We start from the raw sequence: 20,936 nt of genomic DNA on the forward strand, positions 1-20,936 counted from the left end.
TGGCGTGTCACCGGTTCGCAGCAACACAATCCGCCGGACCCGGCCCGATGTGTCGGCAATCGGACACCCCCCTGTCAAGGGTGCGCAGTCATTCCGGCGCACATTTCACAACTGCATGAAACGGGCAAAGGGTTACATTCAGCGCAAGTTGCGCGAAGGCCTCGCGGGGGCCGACACACGTCCGGCCGGACCTTGCTCGGCAAGGTCCGGCCGGACGTGCGGGGTTGACGGGATGCGTTGACTCGTCAGCCGAGAAGGGTGCTCAGCTCGACGTGCTCCAGGCCGTGCGCCTCCGCCACCTCGCGGTAAACAACCTGGCCCTCATGGGTGTTGAGGCCCTTCGCGAGCGCGGCGTCGCGGCGCAGCGCCTCGACCCAGCCGCGGTTCGCGAGCTCCAGGATGTACGGCAGTGTCGCGTTGGTGAGCGCGTACGTGGAGGTGTTCGGCACCGCGCCGGGCATGTTGGCGACGCAGTAGAAGACCGAGTTGTGGACCGTGAAGGTCGGGTCGGCGTGCGTCGTCGGGTGCGAGTCCTCGAAGCAACCACCCTGATCGATTGCAATGTCGACAAGTACACTTCCGGGCTTCATCTTGGCGACGAGCTCGTTGGTGACCAGCTTCGGGGCCTTCGCGCCGGGGATCAGCACGGCACCGATGACGAGGTCGGCCTCGACGACGGCCTTCTCCAGCTCGAAGGCGTTGGAGACGACGGTCTTGACCTTGGTGCCGAAGACCTTGTCGGCCTCGCGCAGCTTGTTGATGTCCTTGTCGAGCAGCGTGACGTGGAAGCCGAGCCCGACGGCGATCTGCGTGGCGTTCCAGCCGGAGACACCGCCGCCGATGACGACCGCCTCACCGGGGGCAGTGCCCGGGACACCGCCCGGCAGCACGCCACGGCCGCCGACCGAGCGCATCAGGTGGTAGGCGCCGACCTGGGGGGCCAGGCGGCCCGCGACCTCGGACATCGGCGCGAGCAGCGGGAGTGCACGGTTCGCGGTCTCGACGGTCTCGTACGCGATGGCGGTGGTACCGGACTCCAGCAGCGCGTCCGTGCACTCGCGGGAGGCGGCGAGGTGCAGGTAGGTGAAGAGCGTCTGGTCCTTGCGGAGGCGGTGGTACTCCTCGGCAACCGGCTCCTTGACCTTCAGCAGCAGGTCGGCCGTGGCCCAGACCTCGTCGGCGGTGGGCAGGATCTGCGCACCGGCGGCGGCGTACTCCTCGTCCGTGATCGAGGACCCGACGCCGGCGTTCTGCTCGACGACGACCTGGTGGCCGTTGCGGACGAGCTCATGCACACCGGCGGGCGTGATGGCCACGCGGAACTCGTTGTTCTTGACTTCGCGGGGGATGCCGACCTTCACGTCGATCACGGTCCTTGACTCAGAGGGTTACTCGGGCACAGCGGTACATACCCGGACACACTTAGTGTAAATGGAGACACCACGGAGGTTCGCGGTAAGACCAGTCTAATGAAGGGCTTCCTGCTGTCTAGCCTTACAAAGCATTAATTTTCTGCCGACACACTGCGGATTTCGTAGGTAGAGCCATTCTCGCCCAGTAGCCTGCCCGCCATACCGCGGTGCAGCCGGGCCGCAGCGGGGTCTCCGAGCCGTTCGAGGGTGTCGGCCAGCCGGAGCTCCAGCGCCGCCTGCAGGCGTACGTCCTTCGCCTGCCGCGCCCACTCCACGGCCTCCTGGCAGGTCTGCAGCGACTCCTGCGGCCGCCCCGCGTACTCCTGCACCCGCGCGGCCTCACTGAGCGCCCGCGCCTGGGCCGGCAGGTCGCCGAGCCTGCGGTACCCGGCGGCCGCGGCCCGCCAGTTCCGCAGCGCCTCACCGTACCGCCCGGCATAGGTGTGGACAGCGCCGAGCCGCCCGTACAACCGCGCCTCGTCGGCACGCTCGCCCTGAGTGAGCCGCTGCGCGAGCGCCCGGCCGAACCAGTCGGAGGCCCGGTGGAAGTCCCCCAGCTCGGCGTAGGCGCCGCCTACGGATTCCATCGCCCTGCCGGTCGCGTACGGGTCCTTCGCCGCCCGCCCGGCGTCCAGCGCGGCCCGGTATCGGTTCAGCGCCTCCTTCGTACGCCCGGTCCTGGCATCCAGATCGGCGAGATTGAGCAGCGCGGCAGCCTGCTCACGGGGCAGCTCGCGCCGCTCGGCGACGGCCAGGACCAGTCCGTGCAGCCCGTACAGATCGGGTGCGGCGGCCTCGGTACCCTGGTGCACGGCCAGCGCCCGCACCAGCGCGGCCACCAACCGCCGTGCCAGGGTGTCGAGTTCACCGTCCTCGACGGCGATCCGGGCGGAGGCGAGCAGAGCGGGCCGGCGGATCCGCAGCCAGGCGGCGGCCGCTTCGGGATGCGGGAAGCGCAGCGAGCGCGGCAGCCCGGCGAGCTTCTTGCCGGCCGGAGAGCCCTCCGGCTCGGTGACCGCCCGGCAGGACTGCAGCTGCCGTACGGTCCGCTCCAGCATCCGGGCCCGGGCCAGCTGGATCTCGGCCGGCCGGTCCCGGTCCGCCAGCAGGGCGCGCAGCAACGGGACGAGGCAGCCGGGCACCTCGTACTGCGACAGCTCCGCGCCATTGGTCCGCAGCAGGCCCAGCAGGACGAAGTCGTCGAGGGTCGACTGGGCGGCCGAGACCGAGCAGCCGGCCAGCGCGGAGGCGGTGTGGACGTCGGCGAGTCCGGCCGGGGCGAGCGCGAGCAGGCGCAGTATCCGAGCGGCGGTCGGCGGCAGGGATTCGTGGACCATCCGGAAGGCACGGGCCAGCGGGCGGGCAACGGTGGACTGCTCGTCGTCGTCCGGCAGCTCGTGCAGCTGCTTGGTGACGTCGGCGACCGATGCCATCGGATGGGCGGCGAGCCAGCCGCCGATCATGACCAGGGCGGCCGGCTGCCCGCCGCACACCTCGGCGAGGGTCTCAGCGGTCCTCGGGTCGACGGTGATCCTGACCTGGCCGATGGTGCGGGCCAGCAACTGGACGGCGGAGCCCGCGTCGAGACCGCCGAGGGTGCAGGGCCGGACGCCGGGAATGCCGGTCAGCGGGCCCTGCGCGGTGGCGACGACGAGGCAGTCCGGGTTGTCCGGCAGCAGCGGGTCGACCTGCTCGGCGTCGGCCGCGTCGTCGAGCAGCAGCAGGGCGCTCCGCGCGGCGAGGGCCTCGCGGACCATCTCGGACAGTTCGTCACCGTCCGCGCCGGGCGGGCCGGTGACGCCCAGTTGGTCGAGGAGCTCGCGTGCGGTGCGTTCGGTCGGGACGGGCGCGCCGCCGGGTTCGGTGAGCCGGACCCGGAGCAGCCCGTCGGGGTAGTCGCCGGAGTCCATGAGCCCGCGGGCGAGTTCCTCGGCGAGTGCGGTACGTCCGGAGCCGGGACGTCCGGCGATCAGCAGGACCCGGGCACGGGCGGTCTTGCGGCCGGCCAGGGTGTCCAGCCCGGCACGTTCGATATCGTCCCGCAGCGCCTTCAACTCGCGTTCGCGGCCGAAGAATCGGGATGGTGCGGCGCCGGACGGCTCCTCGGTACCCGCTGCCGTCGCCGGGCCGCTGGCGCCCACCGCCTGATCCGTCACGGGCCATGCTCCACTTCGCTGCACGCGTTGCCCGCCGGGACTCCGGGCAGGGCATTCCGAGCGTAGTTCAGGCGTATGCGCCCTCAGAGTGGAGCGCGGCGGGAGCACCCCCCGATCGGATCAGCAGTTCGTCCGATCGGAAGACTTAAAGTGCCCGGCAGTAGGCTTCGCGGCGTCGTGGGGCCGGCGCACGCACCTCGCGGCGTTGTCGTCAATCACCAACGCTCCGCGTTGGCTCAATCCTCCGCCTTGCGATGCACGCACCCCAGCCCCGCTCCTTCACCCGCGCTGCCTACTGCCGGGCACTCTTACCTGTGTCCTGATGGACCGTCAGACCTCGAACGGCCGGGCCGGCCACGGCGCCTCGGCCGGCCGCAACGAATCGATCCCGTCACCGGCGAGCACCGCCGCGAGCGAGAGGACACCCACCACGAGGCAGTTGTTGTGCAGCTCCCCGGCGAGCACCCCCCGTACGAGCTCCGGCAGCTCCACCCGTGCCAGCTCCATGTCGGCCTCCTCCTCGGAGACCGCGAAGCGCTCACCGTCCGCCTCGGAGAGATTCCGGGCGAGGAAGATCCGTACGGCTTCGTCGCAGCCGCCGGGCGTGGTGTAGACGTCGGTCAGCACCCGCCAGTCCTCGGCCTTGGCGTACGCCTCCTCGTAGAGCTCGCGCTGCGCCGCGTGCAGCGGATTCTCACCGGGGACGTCGAGCAGTCCGGCGGGGATCTCCCAGAGCTTGTGGCGCACGGGGTGCCGGTACTGCCGCAGTACGAGGACCCGGCCCGCGTCGTCGAGTGCGAGCACGGCGACCGATCCGGGGTGGACCTGGTAGTCGCGGCGGACGACCGATCCGTCGGGCATCACCACGTCATCGGTGCGGACGCTGGTCTTGTTGCCCGTGAAGGGGGTCCCGGTCGCAGTGACCTGCCACTCTTCTGGCGTGTCCTGGATAACCATCTACGTCCTCCCACAAAAAACAGAAACCGGGGTACGGACCCTCGATCGATCCGTACCCCGGTCAACGGTAACGCCTGCCTGCCGCCGGACTACTTGCCCGACGTGGCGCCCTGCTTGCTGTCTGCCCGGGTGCCCGCCTTGCGCTCGACGGCCGCCTTCACCAGGCCCGCGAAGAGCGGGTGCGGGCGGGTCGGGCGGGAACGGAGCTCCGGGTGCGCCTGGGTGGCGACCAGGTAGGGGTGGATCTCGCGCGGGTACTCGACATACTCGACGAGCTTGTTGTCCGGCGAGGTGCCGGAGAAGACCAGACCGGCCTTCTTCTCCAGCTCGGCGCGGTAGGTGTTGTTGACCTCGTAGCGGTGGCGGTGACGCTCCTCCACGTACGGCTGGTCGCCGTACGCCTCACGGACCACCGAGCCCTCGGCGAGCTTCGCCGGGTACAGGCCGAGCCGCATGGTGCCGCCCAGGTCACCCGCGCCCTCGACGTAGGCGAGCTGCTCCTCCATCGTCGAGATGACGGGGTGGGAGGTGGCGGCGTCGAACTCGGTGGAGTTGGCGTCGGGGATCTCGGCGAGGTTGCGCGCCGCCTCGATCACGATGCACTGCAGGCCGAGGCAGAGGCCGAGCAGCGGCACCTTGTTCTCACGGGCGTACTGAATGGCACCGATCTTGCCGTTGACACCGCGGTCGCCGAAGCCGCCGGGAACGCAGATGGCGTCGACGTCGGAGAGCTGCCTGGCGGCACCGGCCGGGGTCTTGCAGTCGTCGGAGGCGACCCACTTGACCTTGACCCGGGCCTTGTTCGCGAAGCCCCCGGCCCGGATGGCCTCGGTGACGGAGAGGTACGCGTCGGGCAGGTCGATGTACTTGCCGACGAGCGCGACGGTGACCTCGTGGTCGGGGTTGTGGACGCGGTCCAGCAGGTCGTCCCAGGTGGTCCAGTCCACATCGCGGAACGGCAGGTCGAGCTTGCGCACCACGTACGCGTCCAGACCCTCGGTGTGCAGCACCTTCGGAATGTCGTAGATCGACTTGGCGTCGATGGCGGCGACCACCGCGGCCTCGTCGACGTCACACATCAGCGAGATCTTGCGCTTGATGGAGGTCGGCACGTCACGGTCGGCGCGCAGCACGATGGCGTCCGGCTGGATACCGATGTTGCGCAGCGCCGCGACGGAGTGCTGGGTGGGCTTGGTCTTGAGCTCGCCGGACGGGCCGATGTACGGCAGCAGCGAGATGTGCACGACGAAGACGTTGTCCCGGCCGACCTCGTGACGGACCTGGCGGACGGTCTCCAGGAACGGCAGCGACTCGATGTCGCCGACCGTGCCGCCGACCTCGGTGATGACGACGTCGACGTCGTCGGTGGCCATGCGGCGGATACGGTGCTTGATCTCGTTGGTGATGTGCGGAATGACCTGCACGGTGTCACCGAGGTACTCGCCGCGCCGCTCCTTGGCGATGACCTGCGAGTACACCTGGCCGGTCGTGACGTTGGCGGAGCCGTCGAGGTCGACGTCGAGGAAGCGCTCGTAGTGGCCGATGTCCAGGTCGGTCTCGGCGCCGTCGTTGGTGACGAACACCTCGCCGTGCTGGAACGGGTTCATCGTGCCCGGGTCGACGTTCAGATAGGGGTCGAGCTTCTGCATGGTGACCCGAAGGCCCCGCGCCTTGAGCAGGGCACCCAGGCTGGAGGCAGTCAGACCCTTGCCGAGAGATGAGGCGACACCCCCGGTGACGAAGATGTGCTTGGTCGTCGTGGATGTGGGCTGCATAGCCAAAGGGGGCTCCCGTGGTCGCGGATCTTGAGGTGCGTACCGGCGTTCCCATCCGGACATTCGGAGGCGCCGTCGCTGCGGTTCGGGGGCCTCGTCCGCTGTTGCTGACGACCACCGGTCCACGGGCTACCAGGGTATCAGCGACTGAGGGAGCCCGCTTCCGGCCACACCCGGCACACTCGTTGCACAGAATCACCGCACCACCTTCACGCCCCACCCGTTCGGCGCAGACGTGTTGCCGGGACCGTCGCGCGGATCATGCACGTGCGTCGTATCCTGCTCGGACACTCGCCCCGGGCGAGGCATTGGAGCCCTCGGCTCACCACAACAACCCCTTGCAACGACCTCTTGACCCGCAGTAAGCGCCCCACGGGGCGACATGGCCGTTCGACTGGAGATGCACGTGGCCGGGCGCATCGAGGATTACGCACTCATCGGAGACATGCAGACCGCTGCCCTGGTCTGCCGGGACGGCACGGCCGACTGGCTGTGTCTGCCCCGCTTCGACTCGCATGCCATCTTCGCGGGACTGCTGGGTACCGAGGAGCACGGCTTCTGGCGCCTGGGCCCCGCGCACGCGACCGGGACGGAGCCACCGGCAGCAACCCGGCGGCGCTACCGCGGGGACTCCCTCATCCTGGAGTCGGAGTGGGATACGCCGCGCGGCACGGTCCGCGTGACCGACTTCATGCCCCCGCGTGACGGCGCGCCGCAACTGATCCGGATCGTGGAAGGGATCAGCGGCCGGGTGCCGATGCGCTCCGAGCTGCGCATGCGGTTCAGCTACGGGCGGGTCATCCCGTGGGTGCACAAGGTCGACGGCCGTACGGTCGCGGTCGCCGGCCCGGACTCCGTCTGGCTGGACACGCCCGCCGACACGTACGGCGAGAACCTGACGACGTACTCCGACTTCACCGTCGCGCCGGGAGACCGGATCGCCTTCACCGTCAGCTGGCAGCCCTCGCACCACGAGCCGCCCGGACTGCCGGACCCCGAGGGGTCGCTGGAGGCGACGGAGGACTTCTGGCGCGAGTGGGTCGAGCAGTGCACGTACCACGGCCCCTACCGTGAGGCGGTGGTCCGCTCCCTGATCACCCTGAAGGCACTGACGTACGCGCCGACCGGCGGCATCGTCGCCGCCCCGACCACCTCCCTGCCGGAGGACATCGGCGGCTCGCGGAACTGGGACTACCGCTACACCTGGCTGCGCGACGCGGCGATCACCCTCTCCTCGCTGCTGCGCACCGGCTACCGCGAGGAGGCCCGCGCCTGGCGCGAGTGGCTGTTGCGGGCGGTCGCGGGTGACCCGGAGAACCTGCAGATCATGTACGGCATCGCGGGCGAGCGCGAGCTGGGCGAGGCCGAGCTGGACTGGCTGCCCGGTTACGAGAATTCACGCCCGGTCCGGGTCGGCAACGGCGCGGCGGGCCAGCTGCAGCTCGATGTGTACGGCGAGGTCACCGAGGCGCTGCACCTCGCCCACATGACGGGCCTGACCCGCAACGACTACGCGACGGGCCTCCAGCTCAAGCTGATCTCGTACCTGGAGAACCACTGGGACGAACCGGACGAGGGCATCTGGGAGGTGCGCGGGCCGCGCCGTCACTTCGTCCACTCCAAGGTCATGGCCTGGGTCGCCGTCGACCGCACCATCAAGCTGATCGAGTCCGGGGACATCGAGGGACCTCTGGAGCGGTGGCGGGAACTGCGCGACACCATCCACCGCGCTGTCTGCGAAAACGGCTACGACAAGGAACGCAACACCTTCACCCAGTCCTACGGGTCGAGGGAGCTCGACGCGTCGCTGCTGCTGATCCCGCAGATGGGCTTCCTGCCCCCGGACGACAAGCGGGTCATCGGCACGATCGAGGCGATCCAGCGCGAGCTGTCCACGGAGGACGGCTTCGTGCTGCGCTACCCCACCAAGGGCGAGAACGCGGGCGTCGACGGTCTCGAGGGCGACGAGGGCGCGTTCCTGGCGTGCTCGTTCTGGCTGGCCGACGACCTGGCGATGATCGGACGGGTCGACGAGGCACGCCAGCTCTTCGAGCGGCTGCTCTCGCTCCGCAATGACCTGGGACTGCTCGCGGAGGAGTGGGATCCGCGGCTGCAGCGGCAGGTGGGGAACTTCCCGCAGGCGTTCAGCCATGTGCCGCTGATCGACACGGCGCTGCGGCTGACGGCGAGCGGGGCCTACGTCGGCTGACCGCCGGCCGCCGGATGCATGGCAGTGCGGTCTTCCCGGGCCGGTGCGGTCCGGGAACCGCCCTACGATGGAACTGACCTGTCACGCCCTCGGAAGGGGGCATCATGACGCCCCGCAGCACCGCCGGCACCAGCGACGCCACCGGTACGACGGACCTCGCCTTGGACAGTCTCCGCCGCGATCTCACCGGCGAGGCCTTCGCACCCGGGGACGCCGGATACGACGAGGCGCGCATGATCTTCAACGGCATGATCGACCGGCGGCCCGCAGTGGTCGCCCAGTGCGCGTCGGAGGCGGACGTGTCGCTGTCGGTCCGGTTTGCCCGTGAGCACGGCCTGGAGATCGGGGTCCGTGGCGGCGGCCACAGCGTCGCGGGCATGTCGCTCACCGACGGCGGACTGGTGGTCGACCTCCGCCGCATGAACAGCGTGACGGTCGCCCCGAACGACCAGGCGGCACGCATCGGCGGCGGCGCGACCATGAGCGATCTGGACCGGGCCACCCAGCCGTACGGTCTGGCGACCACCGGTGGCCGGGCCTCCACCACCGGTGTGGGCGGCTTCACACTAGGCGGCGGCTCCGGCTGGCTGGAGCGGAGATTCGGTCTGGCCTGCGACAACCTGCTGGCCGCCGAGCTGGTGACCGCGGACGGCAGCACCGTCCACGCGAGCCTCGACGAGAATCCTGAACTGTTCTGGGCACTGCATGGCGGCGGCGGCAACTTCGGCGTCGCCACCTCACTCACCGTCGACCTGCACGAACTGCCGGAGATGTCCTTCGCGCTGCTGCTGTACCGCCCCGAGGCCGGTCCCGAAGTGCTGCGTACGTACCGGGACCTGATGGCCTCCGCGCCGGACGAGGCCGGCGGAGCCCTTCTCTACATCACCGGGCCGCCCGAGGACTTCGTACCGGAGCATCTGGTCGGCACACTCGTCTGCGGCGTCCTGCTCACCTGTACCGGGCCGTCGGCCCGGGCCCGGGAACTGGCCGGGCCGCTGCTCGCCCTCGACCACGAGTCCGAGGTGATCACCGACATCCCGTACGCGGACCTGCAGTGCATGCTCGACGCCCCGCCCGGGATGCGGAACTACTGGTCCGCCGAGTACCTGGACACCCTCCCGGACGAAGGGGTGGACCTGTTCTGCTCCCGTGCCGCCGACATGCCCGTCCCCTCCGCTTCGCAGCACGCCCTCTTCCCGATGGGCGGCGCGGTGGCCCGCGGCCCGGCCGAGTACCCGCTGCCGTGGCGCACCGCCCGCTGGGCCGTACACCCGTTCGGCGTCTGGGAGAGCCCGTCCGACGACGAGCGCGGCCGCCAGTGGGTACGTCAGGTGCGCGCCGATGTGCGCCCCTGGTCCACCGGCGCCGTCTACCTCAACTTCATCGGGCGCGAGGGCTCGGGCCGGGTCGTCGCCGGACTCGGCGCCGAGAACCATGCCCGGCTCGCCGCGGTCAAGGCCGCGTACGACCCCGACAACATGTTCCACCTCAACCACAATGTCGAACCTGCCGCCGCCCGGTGAACTCCCCCGACGACGGCTCCGCAGCACCCGGCCGGTACCTTCCTGACCAGGACGACAGCCCGCCCGACCCGAACAGAAGCACGAGGCCAGAACCAGTGGAGAACCAAGGCGGAATCACCGTGCAGCGCGCCCTGGAGCTGCCGGGGCTGCGCAGCGGACTCCCCGAGGTGGTGGCCGGCGCGGACCGGCTGAACCGCACGGTGCGCTGGGTGCACGCGGGCGAGGTCCCGAACATCGCGTCCCTCCTCAAGGGCGGTGAGCTGCTGCTCACCACCGGTCTGGGGCTGGGCACCCGCCCCGCCGAGCAGCGCACCTTCGTGCGCAGGCTCGCCGACCGAGGGATCGCCGCCCTGGTGGTGGAGCTCGGGCCGCGCTTCAGCAGACTGCCCGCCTCGATCGTGGACGCCGCGCGGGCAGCCGGTCTGCCGCTCGTGCAGCTGCACCGCGAGGTGCCGTTCGTGACGGTGACCGAGGAGATCCACACCGAGATCGTCAACGGCCATTACGCGCTGCTGCGGCAGGCCGAGGACGTGCACCGGCGGTGCACGGAGGCGCTGCTCGGCGGCGGCGGGATCCCGCAGGTGCTCGGCATCCTGGCGGACTTCACCGCCAACCCGGTTTTCCTGGAGACGGCGGACGGCCAGCTGCTGTACGCGGCGGGCACCGAGTCCGGTCCGGTCTCCGCCGATCCGCTCCAGGTGTGGGACGGGATGCGCGGCGGCCGGGCGGCCCGCGAGGCACCGCCCACGGGTGCGGTGCTGGTGGATGTGCCGGGCGGCGGCCCCGGGTCCGGTTCGGTACGGGCCAGGCTGGTGCTCCTCGCGGTGTCCGGGCCGCTGGTGACGGTGCACCGGATGGCGGCGGAGCGGGCGGCGGGCATCCTCGCCGTGGTGCTGATGCAGGCCCGCCAGGAGGAGGAACTCGCCGCGCGCGGCCGCGGCGACTTCCTGACGGACCTCGCGGAGGGCCGGATCGCTCCGGAGGACGCACCCGCGCAGGCCCGCGTACTGGGCTTCAAGCCGGGCGCGGCGCCGCTGCTGCCCGTGGTGATGCGACTGGCCCCCGAGCTGTCCCTGTCGGGCAATTGGGCGCTGATGGCGCGCGCGGTCCTGGAGGAGCTGTCATCGGTGGGCATGCCGGTGCTGCTCGGCGTCCGCCCCGTGGAGGGCAGGGTTCCGCTGCTGCTCGGCCTGCGGTCCGAGTCGGAGCGTACGGCGGTGGCCGACCGGGTCGCGGCGGCGCTGCGGGCCGGCGTCGAGCGGGCCGGGCTGGAACGGGCGGGCACGCAGCCGCCGGTCGTGGTGGTCGGGGTCGCCGGCGGCTGGGCAGCGGCCGGGGCGGGACTGCGGCACGCGGCGGAGACGGCGACGGCCGCGCGGGGGCTCAGCAACCGGCCCTGGTACGACGCCCGGCGCCTGGACATCGACCTGCTGCTGTGGCGGCTGCGGGACCATCCGGACCTGGCGGCGTTCGTGGAACGGGCGATCGGCCCGCTGCGCGATCACGACCGCACCTCGCGCCCGCCGCTGCTGCCCACCCTGGAGTCGTATCTCGCCCACGCGGGCCGCAAGGCGGAGACGGCCCGCGAACTGCACCTGAACCGCCAGACCCTCTACAACCGTCTGGCCCGCATCGGCGAGCTGCTTGGCACCGACCTGGACGACCCCCAGACGGTCCTGGCTCTTAGCTTGGCCCTGAGAGCCCGCCGCCACGCCAAACCGGGCGCATCAGGGGACTGAGAGCAAGACGGCCGTGGGACGCTCCGGCATCCCCGCCGTCACCTCACCATCCCCGCCCGGTCGCCAGCTGCTGAGTCAACTCGTCGTAGATACTGAGGACTTGCGCGATCGTCTCGTCCTCCGTGGGCCAACTCGCCGCCTGCGCAAGCCCCGCGCCGACCATCCGCTCCCGAGCCGCCGGGTCCCCCAGCAGCCGCACAACGACCCGCGCCATGGCTTCCGCGTTGCCGTACGGCACAAGTTCCGCCGCTTCCCCGACCAGTTCGGGCATTCCGCCCACCGCCGTGGCAACCAACGGCACCCCCATCCGCAGCGCCTCCTGCGCCACCGGCGACCGCGCCTCCCACCGGCTGGGCAGCAGGGCCAGATCGGCGACGGCAAGAAGCTCGGCGACGTCGTCACGGCTCCCGATCAGCCTGATGGGCAGTTCCTCGTCCTGGATCCGCCGCTGGAGCGCACCACGCTCCCGCCCCTCCCCCGCGATGACCAGCAGGGGTACGGGGTCGAGTTGACGCCATATCCGTGCCGCATCGAGCAGCGTGTCGTACCCGTGATGCGGCACCAGACTGCCGATGGAGACAAGTAACGACCGCCCCACCACTCCGAGTTCGGCCCGCACCTTGCCATCGTCGCGGACAGCGGCGGGAATGCGCGACAGGGGAATGACGACCGGCGCGAGTCTCGCGTCACGCGCGCCTCGCCGCCGCGCCCGGTCGACCAGATCCGACGACGCACCGAGCACAACGGCCGCCGTCCGGGCGGCCCTTCGCTCCAGGAGGTGGAGCAGCCGGCTGCGGGCACCTTCGGCGTACGCCCGGGTGTGCCAGGTCAGAACCAGGGGGGTGCGCCGCCCGCCGAGCGCAAGACCGGTGCGTACGGCGGCGTGCAGCCCGTGCGCATGGACCACGTCCGCCCCCGCGCAGGCGCCCCGCAGGGCAGCGACGGCGGCGGGGTCGCTGCACCGCGGTACGGGGACGAAGCGGGCCCCCGTACCGGAGAAGTCGTAGGCGCGGTCCAGCTCGGCCGGGGCGCAGACGGTGACGTGCACGCCTCTCGCCACCAGCCCCCCGGCCAGCGAACTGACGTGAGCGCTGCTGCCCGCACTGCCGCCGCCCAGGACTTGGACCGTACGCAGCTGTGACACGTTGAATGGCTCCCGGAGCTACCGAGTCGGCGGTATGTGCACCGCCAAGGATGCCAGTCCGTACGCACGTTCCGGCACCTCGGAGCCGTGGTTCCGGTGTGCGCAGCGACAACCGGGCGTGCGTTACCACCCGGACGGGTGAGGACAACGGTGCGATAGTGCCACGCCGGTGACCCGGTTCCCGGCGACGCGTCAGCGCCCCGACAGCACGTCACCGATCCGGCAGCGCCGGGCAAGCCCGCTGATCCGGTCCCCGTACACCGCCGCGACCAGGAACCCCGCCGCCTACCCGTCCGCCCGCGCCGCGGCCAGCAGCTCCTCCGCATGCGCCCGCGCCGTCTCCGAGTCCTCCTGCCCCGCAAGCATCCGGGACAGTTCCCGTACCCGGTCCTCGCCCTCCAGGACCGTGACACCGCTCCGGGTCACCGCCCCGTCGACCGTCTTCTCGACCAGCAGCTGCCGGTCGGCGAACGCCGCCACCTGCGGCAGGTGCGTGACGACGACCACCTGCGCGGACTTGGCGAGCTTCGCCAGCCGCCGTCCGACCTCGACGGCCGCCTTGCCGCCGACGCCCGCGTCGACCTCGTCGAAGAGGTACGTGGGTACGGGGTCGGAGCCCGCGAACACCACCTCGACGGCGAGCATCACCCGGGACAGCTCACCGCCCGACGCGCCCTTGGCGATCGACCGGGGCTGGGCGCCGGGGTGCGGGGCCAGCAGCAGTTCCACCTCGTCGGCGCCGGACGGACCGTAGAGCACGCTCCGCCCGCCGATGTCGATGCCGGACGCCTCGTCCGCCGCGTCGGTCTGCCGGATGTCGAAGGAGACCCGGGCGTGCGGCATGGCGAGGGAGGCCAGTTCCTCGGTCACCGCTTCGGCGAAGAGTGCCGCCGCCGCCGTCCGCGCATCGGTCAGCGCTTGTCCGAGCCCGGAGAGTTCGGCCCGCAGCGCGTCCCGTTCGGCCGTCAGCTCGCCGATCCGGTCGTCGTCGCCCTCGAGTTCGGTGAGCCGGCGCGCCCCTTCCTCGGCCCAGGCGAGCACGGCGGCGATGTCCTCGCCGTACTTGCGGGTGAGTGCGGTGAGCGCGGCGCGCCGCTCCTCCACCGCGGCGAGCCGCAGCGGGTCGGCGTCCAGCTGGTCGGCGTACCCGGCCAGTTCGCCCGCCACATCGGCGAGCAGGATGGAGATCTCGCCGATCCGGTCGGCGAGCGCGGCGAGCGCCGGGTCGTGGGCGCGGACGGCGTCGAGCGACCGCCCGGCCGCGGCGACGACGGTCGTCGCGTCGACGGCCTCCTGGTCCTCCGGGTTGCCCGCGAGCGCGGCGTGCGAGAGGGCGGCCGCGGAGGCGAGCGCTTCGGCGTGACCGAGCCGTTCGGCCTCGGCGGCGAGATCGGTGTCCTCGCCGGGCAGCGGTTCGACGCCGGCGATCTCGCCCAGTCCGAAGCGCAGCAGATCCGCTTCCTGGGCACGTTCGCGGGCGCGCGTGGTCAGCTCGTCGAGCTCCGTGACGACGGCGCGCAGCCGCCGGTACGCGGCCGCGTACTTGGCGTGCGGCACGGCGACGCCGTCGCCCGCGTACCGGTCCAGGGCCTGCCGCTGCCGCGCGGGTTTGAGCAGCCCCTGCTGGTCGGTCTGACCGTGCACGGCGACGAGTTCGTCGGCGAGTTCGGTGAGTACGCCCACCGGCACGGACCGTCCGCCGAGATGGGCGCGCGAGCGCCCTTCCGCGGAAACGGTACGGCTGATCAGCAGCGCACCCTCGTCGATTTCGGCCCCGGCCTCCTCGGCCCGTACCGCGGCCGCGTCACCGGCGGACACGGTGATCCGTCCCTCGACGACGGCGGCCTTGGCGCCGATCCGCACCAGGGCGGGGTCGGCGCGCCCGCCGAGCAGCAGCCCCAGGCTGGTGACGACCATGGTCTTGCCCGCGCCGGTCTCGCCCGTCACCGCGGTGAACCCGGGTGACAGCTCCACCACCGCGTCGTCGATGACTCCGAGCGACCGTATCCGCATCTCCTCCAACACGGACACGACCTTACGAGGTCCGGACCCCGGTGTGCGACGGACCCCGGCCGCGGATTCACTCTCCCGTGCGCCGGAGGGCGTGATCTACGGCACCGACGCGATCAGTGGGGCGCGCCCCGCCACCCCGAGACGGGCAGCGCGAACTTCGCCACCAGCCGGTCCGTGAACGAGGCCTGGTGCAGCCGCGCCAGCCGTACGGGCACGGCCCCGCGCCGCACCTCGACCCGTGCTCCGGCCGGCAGCTCCACGGTCCTGCGGCCGTCGCACCACAGCACCCCGTGCGGGGTATGCGGCTGGACCTCGACGGCGAGCACCGAGGTCGGCGACGTCACCAGCGGCTTGGCGAACAGGGCGTGGGCACTGATCGGGACCATCAGCAGCGCCTCGACCTCCGGCCACACCACGGGCCCGCCCGCCGAGAAGGCGTACGCGGTGGAGCCGGTCGGCGTCGCACAGACGATCCCGTCGCAGCCGAAGCCGGTGACCGGGCGCCCGTCGATCTCCAGGACGACTTCGAGCATCCGCTCGGGCGACACCTTCTGCACGGCCGCTTCGTTCATCGCCCAGTCGGTGTGGACGATGTCGCCGTTGCTGTGCACGAGGACGTCGATCGTCATGCGCTCCTCGACCCGGTACGCCCGGGTGACGACCCGGTCGACCACCTTGTCCAGGTCGTCCCGCTCGGCCTCGGCGAGGAAGCCGACCCGGCCGAGGTTGACACCGAGCATCGGCACCCCCGAGGCCCGGGAAATCTCAGCGCCGCGCAGCAGCGTCCCGTCCCCGCCGAGGACGATCAGCAACTCACAGCCGTCCACGGCCGCGGGCGTGGCGTCGTCGACCGTCTCCACGGCCGTCGGCAACGGCAGGTCTGCGGCCTCCGCGGCAAGGACCCGTACCCCGAGTCCGCTGCGCAGCAGCCCCTGCACCACGAGTTCGGCGCTGCGGATCGCGGCCGGCCGGCCGGTATGTGCCAAAAGAAAGACAGTTCGTGCCGCATTCGTCGTCAACGAGGCCCCTCCGCCACTGCACGGTCGACATCCGCGGGATCCAGCTCGGGCGCTCCGGCCCGCAGCCAGAGAAAATACTCGACATTGCCGGAAGGCCCGGGCAGCGGGCTCGCGGTCACTCCGCGCACTCCGAGCCCCAGCGCCCAGGCCCGGCGCGCCACCTCCCGTACCGCTTCGGCCCGCAGCTCGGGGCTGCGCACCACGCCACCGCTGCCCAGCCGCTCCTTACCGACCTCGAACTGCGGCTTGACCATCAGGACCAGGTCCGCGTCGGGGGCGGCACAGCGCGCCAGGGCAGGCAGGACGAGCCCGAGCGGGATGAACGACAGATCGCCGACCACCAGGTCCACCGCCTCTCCGTCGATCGCCTCCAGCGTCAATTCACGGACGTTGGTACGGTCCTTGACGGTGACGCGTTCATCGGACTGCAGCGACCAGGCGAGCTGCCCGTAGCCCACGTCGACGGCAACGACATGACCGGCTCCGGCCCGCAGCAGTACGTCGGTGAACCCACCGGTCGAAGCCCCTGCGTCCAGTGCCCGCCGCCCCTCGACCTTCAGCCCGAGGGGTACGAAGGCGGCGAGGGCGCCCGCGAGCTTGTGCCCGCCGCGCGAGACGTACTCGGGGTCGCTGTCGTCCTTGATGACGACGACTGCGGCGCTGGTCTCGACCTGGGTGGCGGGTTTGGTCGCGGTGTTGCCGCCGACGGTCACCCGCCCTGCGGCGATCAGCTGGCTCGCATGCTCGCGTGAGCGGGCGAGCTTTCGGCGTACCAGCTCGGCGTCGAGGCGGCGACGTGCCACTCCTGCCACGTTCGGTTCAGCTCCTGTTGTTGTACGGGGGCATCGGTGCGGGTACCGGTGCGGGTGCGGGCCGGGCATCCAGCGCGGTCAGCGCATCGCGCAGCCCATGGTGTACATCCTCGTACACCTCGATGTGTCCCTCCGCCGGGAGGTGGTCCGCATCGGCCAGCCGCTCCAGCCCCGCGTCCACCTCGGCGTGTCCGGTGGGGGTGCGCGTGACGCCGAGGGGCGCGGCGGCTGCGGGCTCGGGTACGGGGCCGGCCGTCTCCGCCGATTCCCCGGGCGCCGCCCCGGGCTCCGGCATCAAGTCGCTCATGCGGAAACGCTACCGCGAAGGCCTGGGGTACCGTCGGTCACGATGGCGACCATGGCGGAGTGCCGCAGCGCACTCGACACACTTTCCGACAACCTCGAGACGGCCGAGGGCAACGTGCGCAGCGCGGCTGCCCTGGACCGCTCGCTGAGCTGTCACATCAAGGACCTCGGGATCACCTTCACCGGCCGTCTCAAGGATGGCCGGATCCAGGTACTCGACACGATCGAGGGCCCACCGAGCGAGAAGGCCGAGATCCGGCTCGCGATGAACGGCGACGACCTGGTGGCCATGGTGAAGGGGAACCTGAGCTTCGCAAAGGCCTGGGCCTCGGGCCGGGTCCGGCTGGAAGCAAGCATCCGAGACCTCATGCGCCTCAGAACACTGCTGTAGCACCCCCACCCCACCAGGCCCTTGGGCGACCGACCACACCCACACCATTGGGCCTGCCGCGCTGACCGATCACGCCCGCCGGAATCAAGCCCGTCCGGCGATCGAGGAAAGGCACGCCGACAGGCAGCGCAACCACGCTCAGGCCCGCACCGAATCCACAACCCGCGCGCCCCGCGCGGGCCGCGCGGCCGGCACCACCAACGGCGTCCCCGTCTCCGGATCAGCAATCACCTGACACCGCAGCCCGAACACCCGCTCCACCAGCTCCGCCGTGACCACGTCTCCCGGCGCCCCCTCGGCAATGACCTCGCCCTCGCGCATGGCAATCAGATGCGTGGCGTAACGCGCGGCGTGGTTCAGGTCGTGGAGCACGGCGACCAGCGTCCGCCCGCGCGTCTCATGCAGCTCCGCGCACAGATCGAGGACATCGATCTGGTGCTGGATGTCGAGGTACGTCGTCGGCTCGTCGAGCAGCAGCAACGGCGTCTCCTGCGCAAGCGCCATCGCGATCCAGACACGCTGCCGCTGACCGCCGGACAGTTCGTCGACATAGCGATCGGCCAGCTCGTGGACACCGGTCGACACCATCGATTCCTCGACAATGCGTTCGTCGTCCGGCGACCACTGCCGCAGCAGCCCCTGATGCGGATACCGGCCGCGTGCGACCAGGTCCGCGACGGTGATGCCGTCGGGCGCGATCGAGGACTGCGGCAGCAGCCCCAGGGTCTTCGCGACCTTCTTCGCGGGCATCGCATGGATCGTCTGCCCGTCCAGCAGCACCTGCCCCAGGCTCGGCTTGAGCATCCGGGACAGTGCCCGCAGCAACGTGGACTTCCCACAGGCATTGGGGCCGACGATCACGGTGAACGAGTTGTCGGGGATCTCGACCGAGAGGTTCTCCGCGATGACCCGCTGGTCGTAGCCGAGGGTCACCGAGTCCGCGGTGAGGCGCTGCATGGTCGTACTCCGGGAGTCGGTGGGACGGGTCATCGATGGGCTGGTCCTTCGGGGCGGATTCACCGTGCGACGGGTTCTCATATCCGCCCCGCCCTGCGCTCGGAGACGAGCAGCCACAACAGGTAGCAGCCACCCAGCACGCCGGTGACGACACCCACCGGCAGCTGCCGGTCGCCGAAGGCGTCCATCGCGATCCAGTCGGCGACGAGCAGCAGAGCGGCCCCCATGAAGGCGGCGGGCGCCAGATTGGGCCCGGGCGATCGGGTGAGCCGGCGTGCCAGCTGCGGGGCACTCAGCGAGACGAATGCAATGGGCCCGGCCGCGGCGGTGGCGACGGCGACGAGCAGCACGGCACAGCCCATCAGGACGAGCCGGGTGCGTTCCACCCGTACACCCAGGGCGTACGCGGCGTCGTCACCCATCTCCATCATGCGCAGCGCCCGCCCGTGCCCGAGCACCAGCGGAATGAGCAGGCCGCACACCGCGAGCAGCGGCCAGACCTGCGCCCAGTCGCGCCCGTCGAGCGAGCCGGTCATCCAAACGACGGCACGGGTCGCGTCGACCAGGTCGGCCTTGGTGATCAGATACTGCGAGGCGGCGGTGAGCATCGCGGCCGTGCCGATGCCGACGAGCACCAGCCGGTAGCCGTGGACCCCTCGTTTCCACGCCAGCAGGTACACCGCGGCGCCGGTGAGCAGCCCGCCGACCACGGCGCCGCCCGCGACCGCGGTGGCCCCGCCCTGAAAGAGGACGATCACCGTCAGCGCACCGACCGTGGCGCCCTGGCCGAAGCCGAGCACGTCGGGGCTGCCGAGCGGGTTGCGGGAGATGGTCTGGAACACGGCGCCGCCGACCCCGAGTGCCGCGCCGACCAGGAGCCCGACGAGGACCCGCGGCAGGCGCAGGTCCGTGACGATGAACTGCTCCTGGAAGGTGCCGTGCCCGAACAGCGTGCTGACGACCTCGCCGGGCGTCATCGCGTAGTCCCCGCTGCCGATGAGCACGATGCCGGCCGCGGCTGCCACTGCGGCCAGGAGCACGATCACCACGAACGCCCGGACGTCCACCCGGAAGGAGAGCCCGCCGCCGGTCCGTACGGCCCGGACCGCGCCGGCTCCGCCCTTCGTGCGGGTCTTCATGGCCTTCACAGCTGGGCCATCCTCTTGCGGCGTACGAGATGGATGAAGACGGGACCGCCGAGCAGCGCGGTGACGATGCCGACCTGGAGCTCGGACGGTCGGGCGATCACCCGCCCCACCACGTCCGCGCCGAGCAGCAGCACCGGCGCGAGCACAGCCGCGTACGGCAGGATCCACCGCATGTCGGGGCCGGTGATCGCGCGCACCAGGTGCGGGATCATCAGCCCGATGAAGACGATCGGCCCGCAGGCGGCGGTCGCGGCCCCGCACAGCAGAGTGACGGTGAGCATCGCGAGGACGCGGGTGCGGGTCAGATGGGCGCCGAGCGCCCTGGCGGTGTCGTCGCCCATCTCCAGGGCGTTCAGCGGCCGGGCGATGAGCAGTGCGAGGACGACACCGACCGCAATGAACGGCCACACCTTGCCGACGGTCTCCATGTTCGCCGAAGCCAGCGACCCGACCGTCCAGAACCGCAGGCGGTCGAGCGCCGCCGCGTCCAGCAGCTGTACGGCGTTGACATAGCCGAACAGCGCGGCGCCTGCCGCGGTCCCGGCGAGGGCGAGGCGTACAGGCGTTGCGGACCGGCTGCCACCGAGCAGATAGACCGCGACCGACACGACCGCGGCGCCGAGGAACGCGAACCACACATACCCGGTCAGCGAGGTGACACCGAAGAAGCTGATCGCGGACACAACAGCTGCCGAGGCTCCTGCGTTGACCCCGAGCAGTCCGGGTTCTGCCAGTGGGTTACGGGTCAGGGCCTGCATCACCGCACCGGCGAGGCCGAGCGCGGTGCCGACGAGCAGCCCGAGCACGGTCCGCGGGATGCGCACTTCCCGTACGAGGACATCGCCCTGGGTCCCCGAGGCATGGAACAGACCATGCCAGACATCGGCGAGGGGCAGCGCCTTGGCACCGATCGCGATACTCGCGAGGCATACCAGCACCAGCGCGACCACGGCGATCAACAGCCCCACGGCGCGGATCGCATGGCGCCCGGGGGGCGCGGATGTCACCGGCGCGGCCCTGGGACCTGCGCTCGGCTCTGGCGGACTCTCAACCAACACGAGGTTAGGTTAGCCTAACCTATTGAGTTGTCGAACCGTCCGGCTCCCCGCACCCGACGGAACGCCGCATACACCCGATTCATCACGAAAGGATCCGCCGCCTGGACGAACTCCCGGACTCCCCCGCCCAGTTGCCCAGGCCCCGCCCGCAGCACCCTCAGGCTGCCGCCGGACTAGGGCGTGTTTCGAAAGTCCCGCCTGCCTGGCGACGCCTGGCACGCGCGCTCGCTGCGTTGTCGGGCTCGCCCCGATACGCCCAGTATCGGGGTGACCCTCCGCCTTGCGATCGCACGCACCAGACGCCGCCAGGCCCGCCC

16 protein-coding genes are annotated in these 20,936 nt (G+C 71.1%); 4 read left to right on the top strand and 12 right to left on the bottom strand.

Annotation, left to right across the window (positions count from 1 at the left end):
- Nucleotides 1–245: 245 nt before the first annotated feature.
- The 4 genes from ald to ACIBB8_RS25725 all read right to left on the bottom strand — a co-directional run bounded on the left by ald (nt 246) and on the right by ACIBB8_RS25725 (nt 6,300).
- Nucleotides 246–1,361 carry an alanine dehydrogenase gene (gene ald / locus ACIBB8_RS25710; protein ID WP_366692735.1) on the bottom strand — a complete coding sequence of 372 codons (1,116 nt, stop codon included), beginning with the start codon at nt 1,359–1,361 and terminating at the stop codon, nt 246–248.
- Between the two features lie 143 nt (nt 1,362–1,504).
- Nucleotides 1,505–3,568, bottom strand: coding sequence for a tetratricopeptide repeat protein (locus ACIBB8_RS25715; protein WP_398955880.1), 2,064 nt, complete (start codon nt 3,566–3,568; stop codon nt 1,505–1,507).
- 330 nt (nt 3,569–3,898) lie between these two features.
- The gene (locus tag ACIBB8_RS25720) at nt 3,899–4,525 is read right to left on the bottom strand and encodes an NUDIX domain-containing protein (protein WP_398955882.1); all 627 of its coding nucleotides are present in this window, start codon (nt 4,523–4,525) and stop codon (nt 3,899–3,901) included.
- Between the two features lie 89 nt (nt 4,526–4,614).
- On the bottom strand, nt 4,615–6,300 hold the full coding sequence (locus tag ACIBB8_RS25725) for a CTP synthase (RefSeq protein WP_398955884.1): 1,686 nt from the start codon (nt 6,298–6,300) through the stop codon (nt 4,615–4,617).
- Nucleotides 6,301–6,706: 406 nt separating this feature from the next.
- On the opposite strand from ACIBB8_RS25725, the gene ACIBB8_RS25730 reads away from it, so the two are divergent.
- From ACIBB8_RS25730 to ACIBB8_RS25740, 3 genes are all read left to right on the top strand, one after another.
- On the top strand, nt 6,707–8,509 hold the full coding sequence (locus ACIBB8_RS25730; protein WP_398955903.1) for a glycoside hydrolase family 15 protein: 1,803 nt from the start codon (nt 6,707–6,709) through the stop codon (nt 8,507–8,509).
- 104 nt (nt 8,510–8,613) lie between these two features.
- Entirely contained in the window at nt 8,614–10,032 is a 1,419-nt protein-coding gene (locus ACIBB8_RS25735; RefSeq protein WP_398955886.1) for an FAD-binding oxidoreductase, read from the top strand.
- 95 nt (nt 10,033–10,127) lie between these two features.
- A complete protein-coding gene (locus ACIBB8_RS25740) occupies nt 10,128–11,771 on the top strand; it encodes a PucR family transcriptional regulator (RefSeq protein ID WP_398955888.1) in 1,644 nt (547 codons plus the stop codon).
- A 43-nt stretch (nt 11,772–11,814) separates the two neighbouring features.
- Here the strand turns inward: ACIBB8_RS25740 and ACIBB8_RS25745 are convergent, their stop codons facing one another.
- The 5 genes from ACIBB8_RS25745 to ACIBB8_RS25765 form a co-directional block, all read right to left on the bottom strand.
- On the bottom strand, nt 11,815–12,915 hold the full coding sequence (locus ACIBB8_RS25745) for a glycosyltransferase family 4 protein (protein WP_398955890.1): 1,101 nt from the start codon (nt 12,913–12,915) through the stop codon (nt 11,815–11,817).
- 285 nt (nt 12,916–13,200) lie between these two features.
- Nucleotides 13,201–14,946 carry a DNA repair protein RecN gene (gene recN / locus ACIBB8_RS25750; RefSeq protein ID WP_398955892.1) on the bottom strand — a complete coding sequence of 582 codons (1,746 nt, stop codon included), beginning with the start codon at nt 14,944–14,946 and terminating at the stop codon, nt 13,201–13,203.
- Between the two features lie 95 nt (nt 14,947–15,041).
- Nucleotides 15,042–15,947, bottom strand: coding sequence for an NAD kinase (locus tag ACIBB8_RS25755; protein ID WP_327247138.1), 906 nt, complete (start codon nt 15,945–15,947; stop codon nt 15,042–15,044).
- The gene (locus ACIBB8_RS25760; RefSeq protein WP_358858176.1) at nt 15,944–16,759 is read right to left on the bottom strand and encodes a TlyA family RNA methyltransferase; all 816 of its coding nucleotides are present in this window, start codon (nt 16,757–16,759) and stop codon (nt 15,944–15,946) included. The genes ACIBB8_RS25755 and ACIBB8_RS25760 overlap by 4 nt, the downstream gene beginning before the upstream one ends.
- Nucleotides 16,760–16,766: 7 nt before the next feature.
- Entirely contained in the window at nt 16,767–17,054 is a 288-nt protein-coding gene (locus ACIBB8_RS25765; RefSeq protein ID WP_366692737.1) for a hypothetical protein, read from the bottom strand.
- A gap of 54 nt (nt 17,055–17,108) precedes the next feature.
- Between ACIBB8_RS25765 and ACIBB8_RS25770 the strand changes: the two genes are divergently transcribed.
- A complete protein-coding gene (locus ACIBB8_RS25770) occupies nt 17,109–17,456 on the top strand; it encodes an SCP2 sterol-binding domain-containing protein (RefSeq protein WP_366692728.1) in 348 nt (115 codons plus the stop codon).
- Between the two features lie 138 nt (nt 17,457–17,594).
- Here ACIBB8_RS25770 and ACIBB8_RS25775 read toward each other — a convergent pair whose 3' ends face one another.
- The 3 genes from ACIBB8_RS25775 to ACIBB8_RS25785 all read right to left on the bottom strand — a co-directional run bounded on the left by ACIBB8_RS25775 (nt 17,595) and on the right by ACIBB8_RS25785 (nt 20,517).
- A complete protein-coding gene (locus ACIBB8_RS25775; protein ID WP_398955906.1) occupies nt 17,595–18,413 on the bottom strand; it encodes an ABC transporter ATP-binding protein in 819 nt (272 codons plus the stop codon).
- 77 nt (nt 18,414–18,490) lie between these two features.
- On the bottom strand, nt 18,491–19,552 hold the full coding sequence (locus tag ACIBB8_RS25780) for a FecCD family ABC transporter permease (RefSeq protein WP_398955908.1): 1,062 nt from the start codon (nt 19,550–19,552) through the stop codon (nt 18,491–18,493).
- Nucleotides 19,553–19,557: 5 nt separating this feature from the next.
- Nucleotides 19,558–20,517, bottom strand: a complete 960-nt coding sequence (locus ACIBB8_RS25785) for a FecCD family ABC transporter permease (RefSeq protein WP_398955910.1) — start codon at nt 20,515–20,517, stop codon at nt 19,558–19,560.
- Nucleotides 20,518–20,936: the final 419 nt, after the last annotated feature.

This window comes from Streptomyces sp. NPDC051286, assembly GCF_044455345.1.
Lineage (GTDB): Bacteria > Actinomycetota > Actinomycetes > Streptomycetales > Streptomycetaceae > Streptomyces.

What these genes read in the sequence shown, in the direction of transcription:
- ACIBB8_RS25720 (WP_398955882.1), bottom strand. Translation starts at nt 4,525, where the DNA reads ATGGTTATCCAGGACACGCCAGAAGAGTGGCAGGTCACTGCGACCGGG.
- ACIBB8_RS25725 (WP_398955884.1), bottom strand. Translation starts at nt 6,300, where the DNA reads ATGCAGCCCACATCCACGACGACCAAGCACATCTTCGTCACCGGGGGT.
- ACIBB8_RS25735 (WP_398955886.1), top strand. Translation starts at nt 8,614, where the DNA reads ATGACGCCCCGCAGCACCGCCGGCACCAGCGACGCCACCGGTACGACG.
- ACIBB8_RS25765 (WP_366692737.1), bottom strand. Translation starts at nt 17,054, where the DNA reads ATGCCGGAGCCCGGGGCGGCGCCCGGGGAATCGGCGGAGACGGCCGGC.
- ACIBB8_RS25770 (WP_366692728.1), top strand. Translation starts at nt 17,109, where the DNA reads ATGGCGACCATGGCGGAGTGCCGCAGCGCACTCGACACACTTTCCGAC.
- ACIBB8_RS25775 (WP_398955906.1), bottom strand. Translation starts at nt 18,413, where the DNA reads ATGCAGCGCCTCACCGCGGACTCGGTGACCCTCGGCTACGACCAGCGG.
- ACIBB8_RS25780 (WP_398955908.1), bottom strand. Translation starts at nt 19,552, where the DNA reads ATGAAGACCCGCACGAAGGGCGGAGCCGGCGCGGTCCGGGCCGTACGG.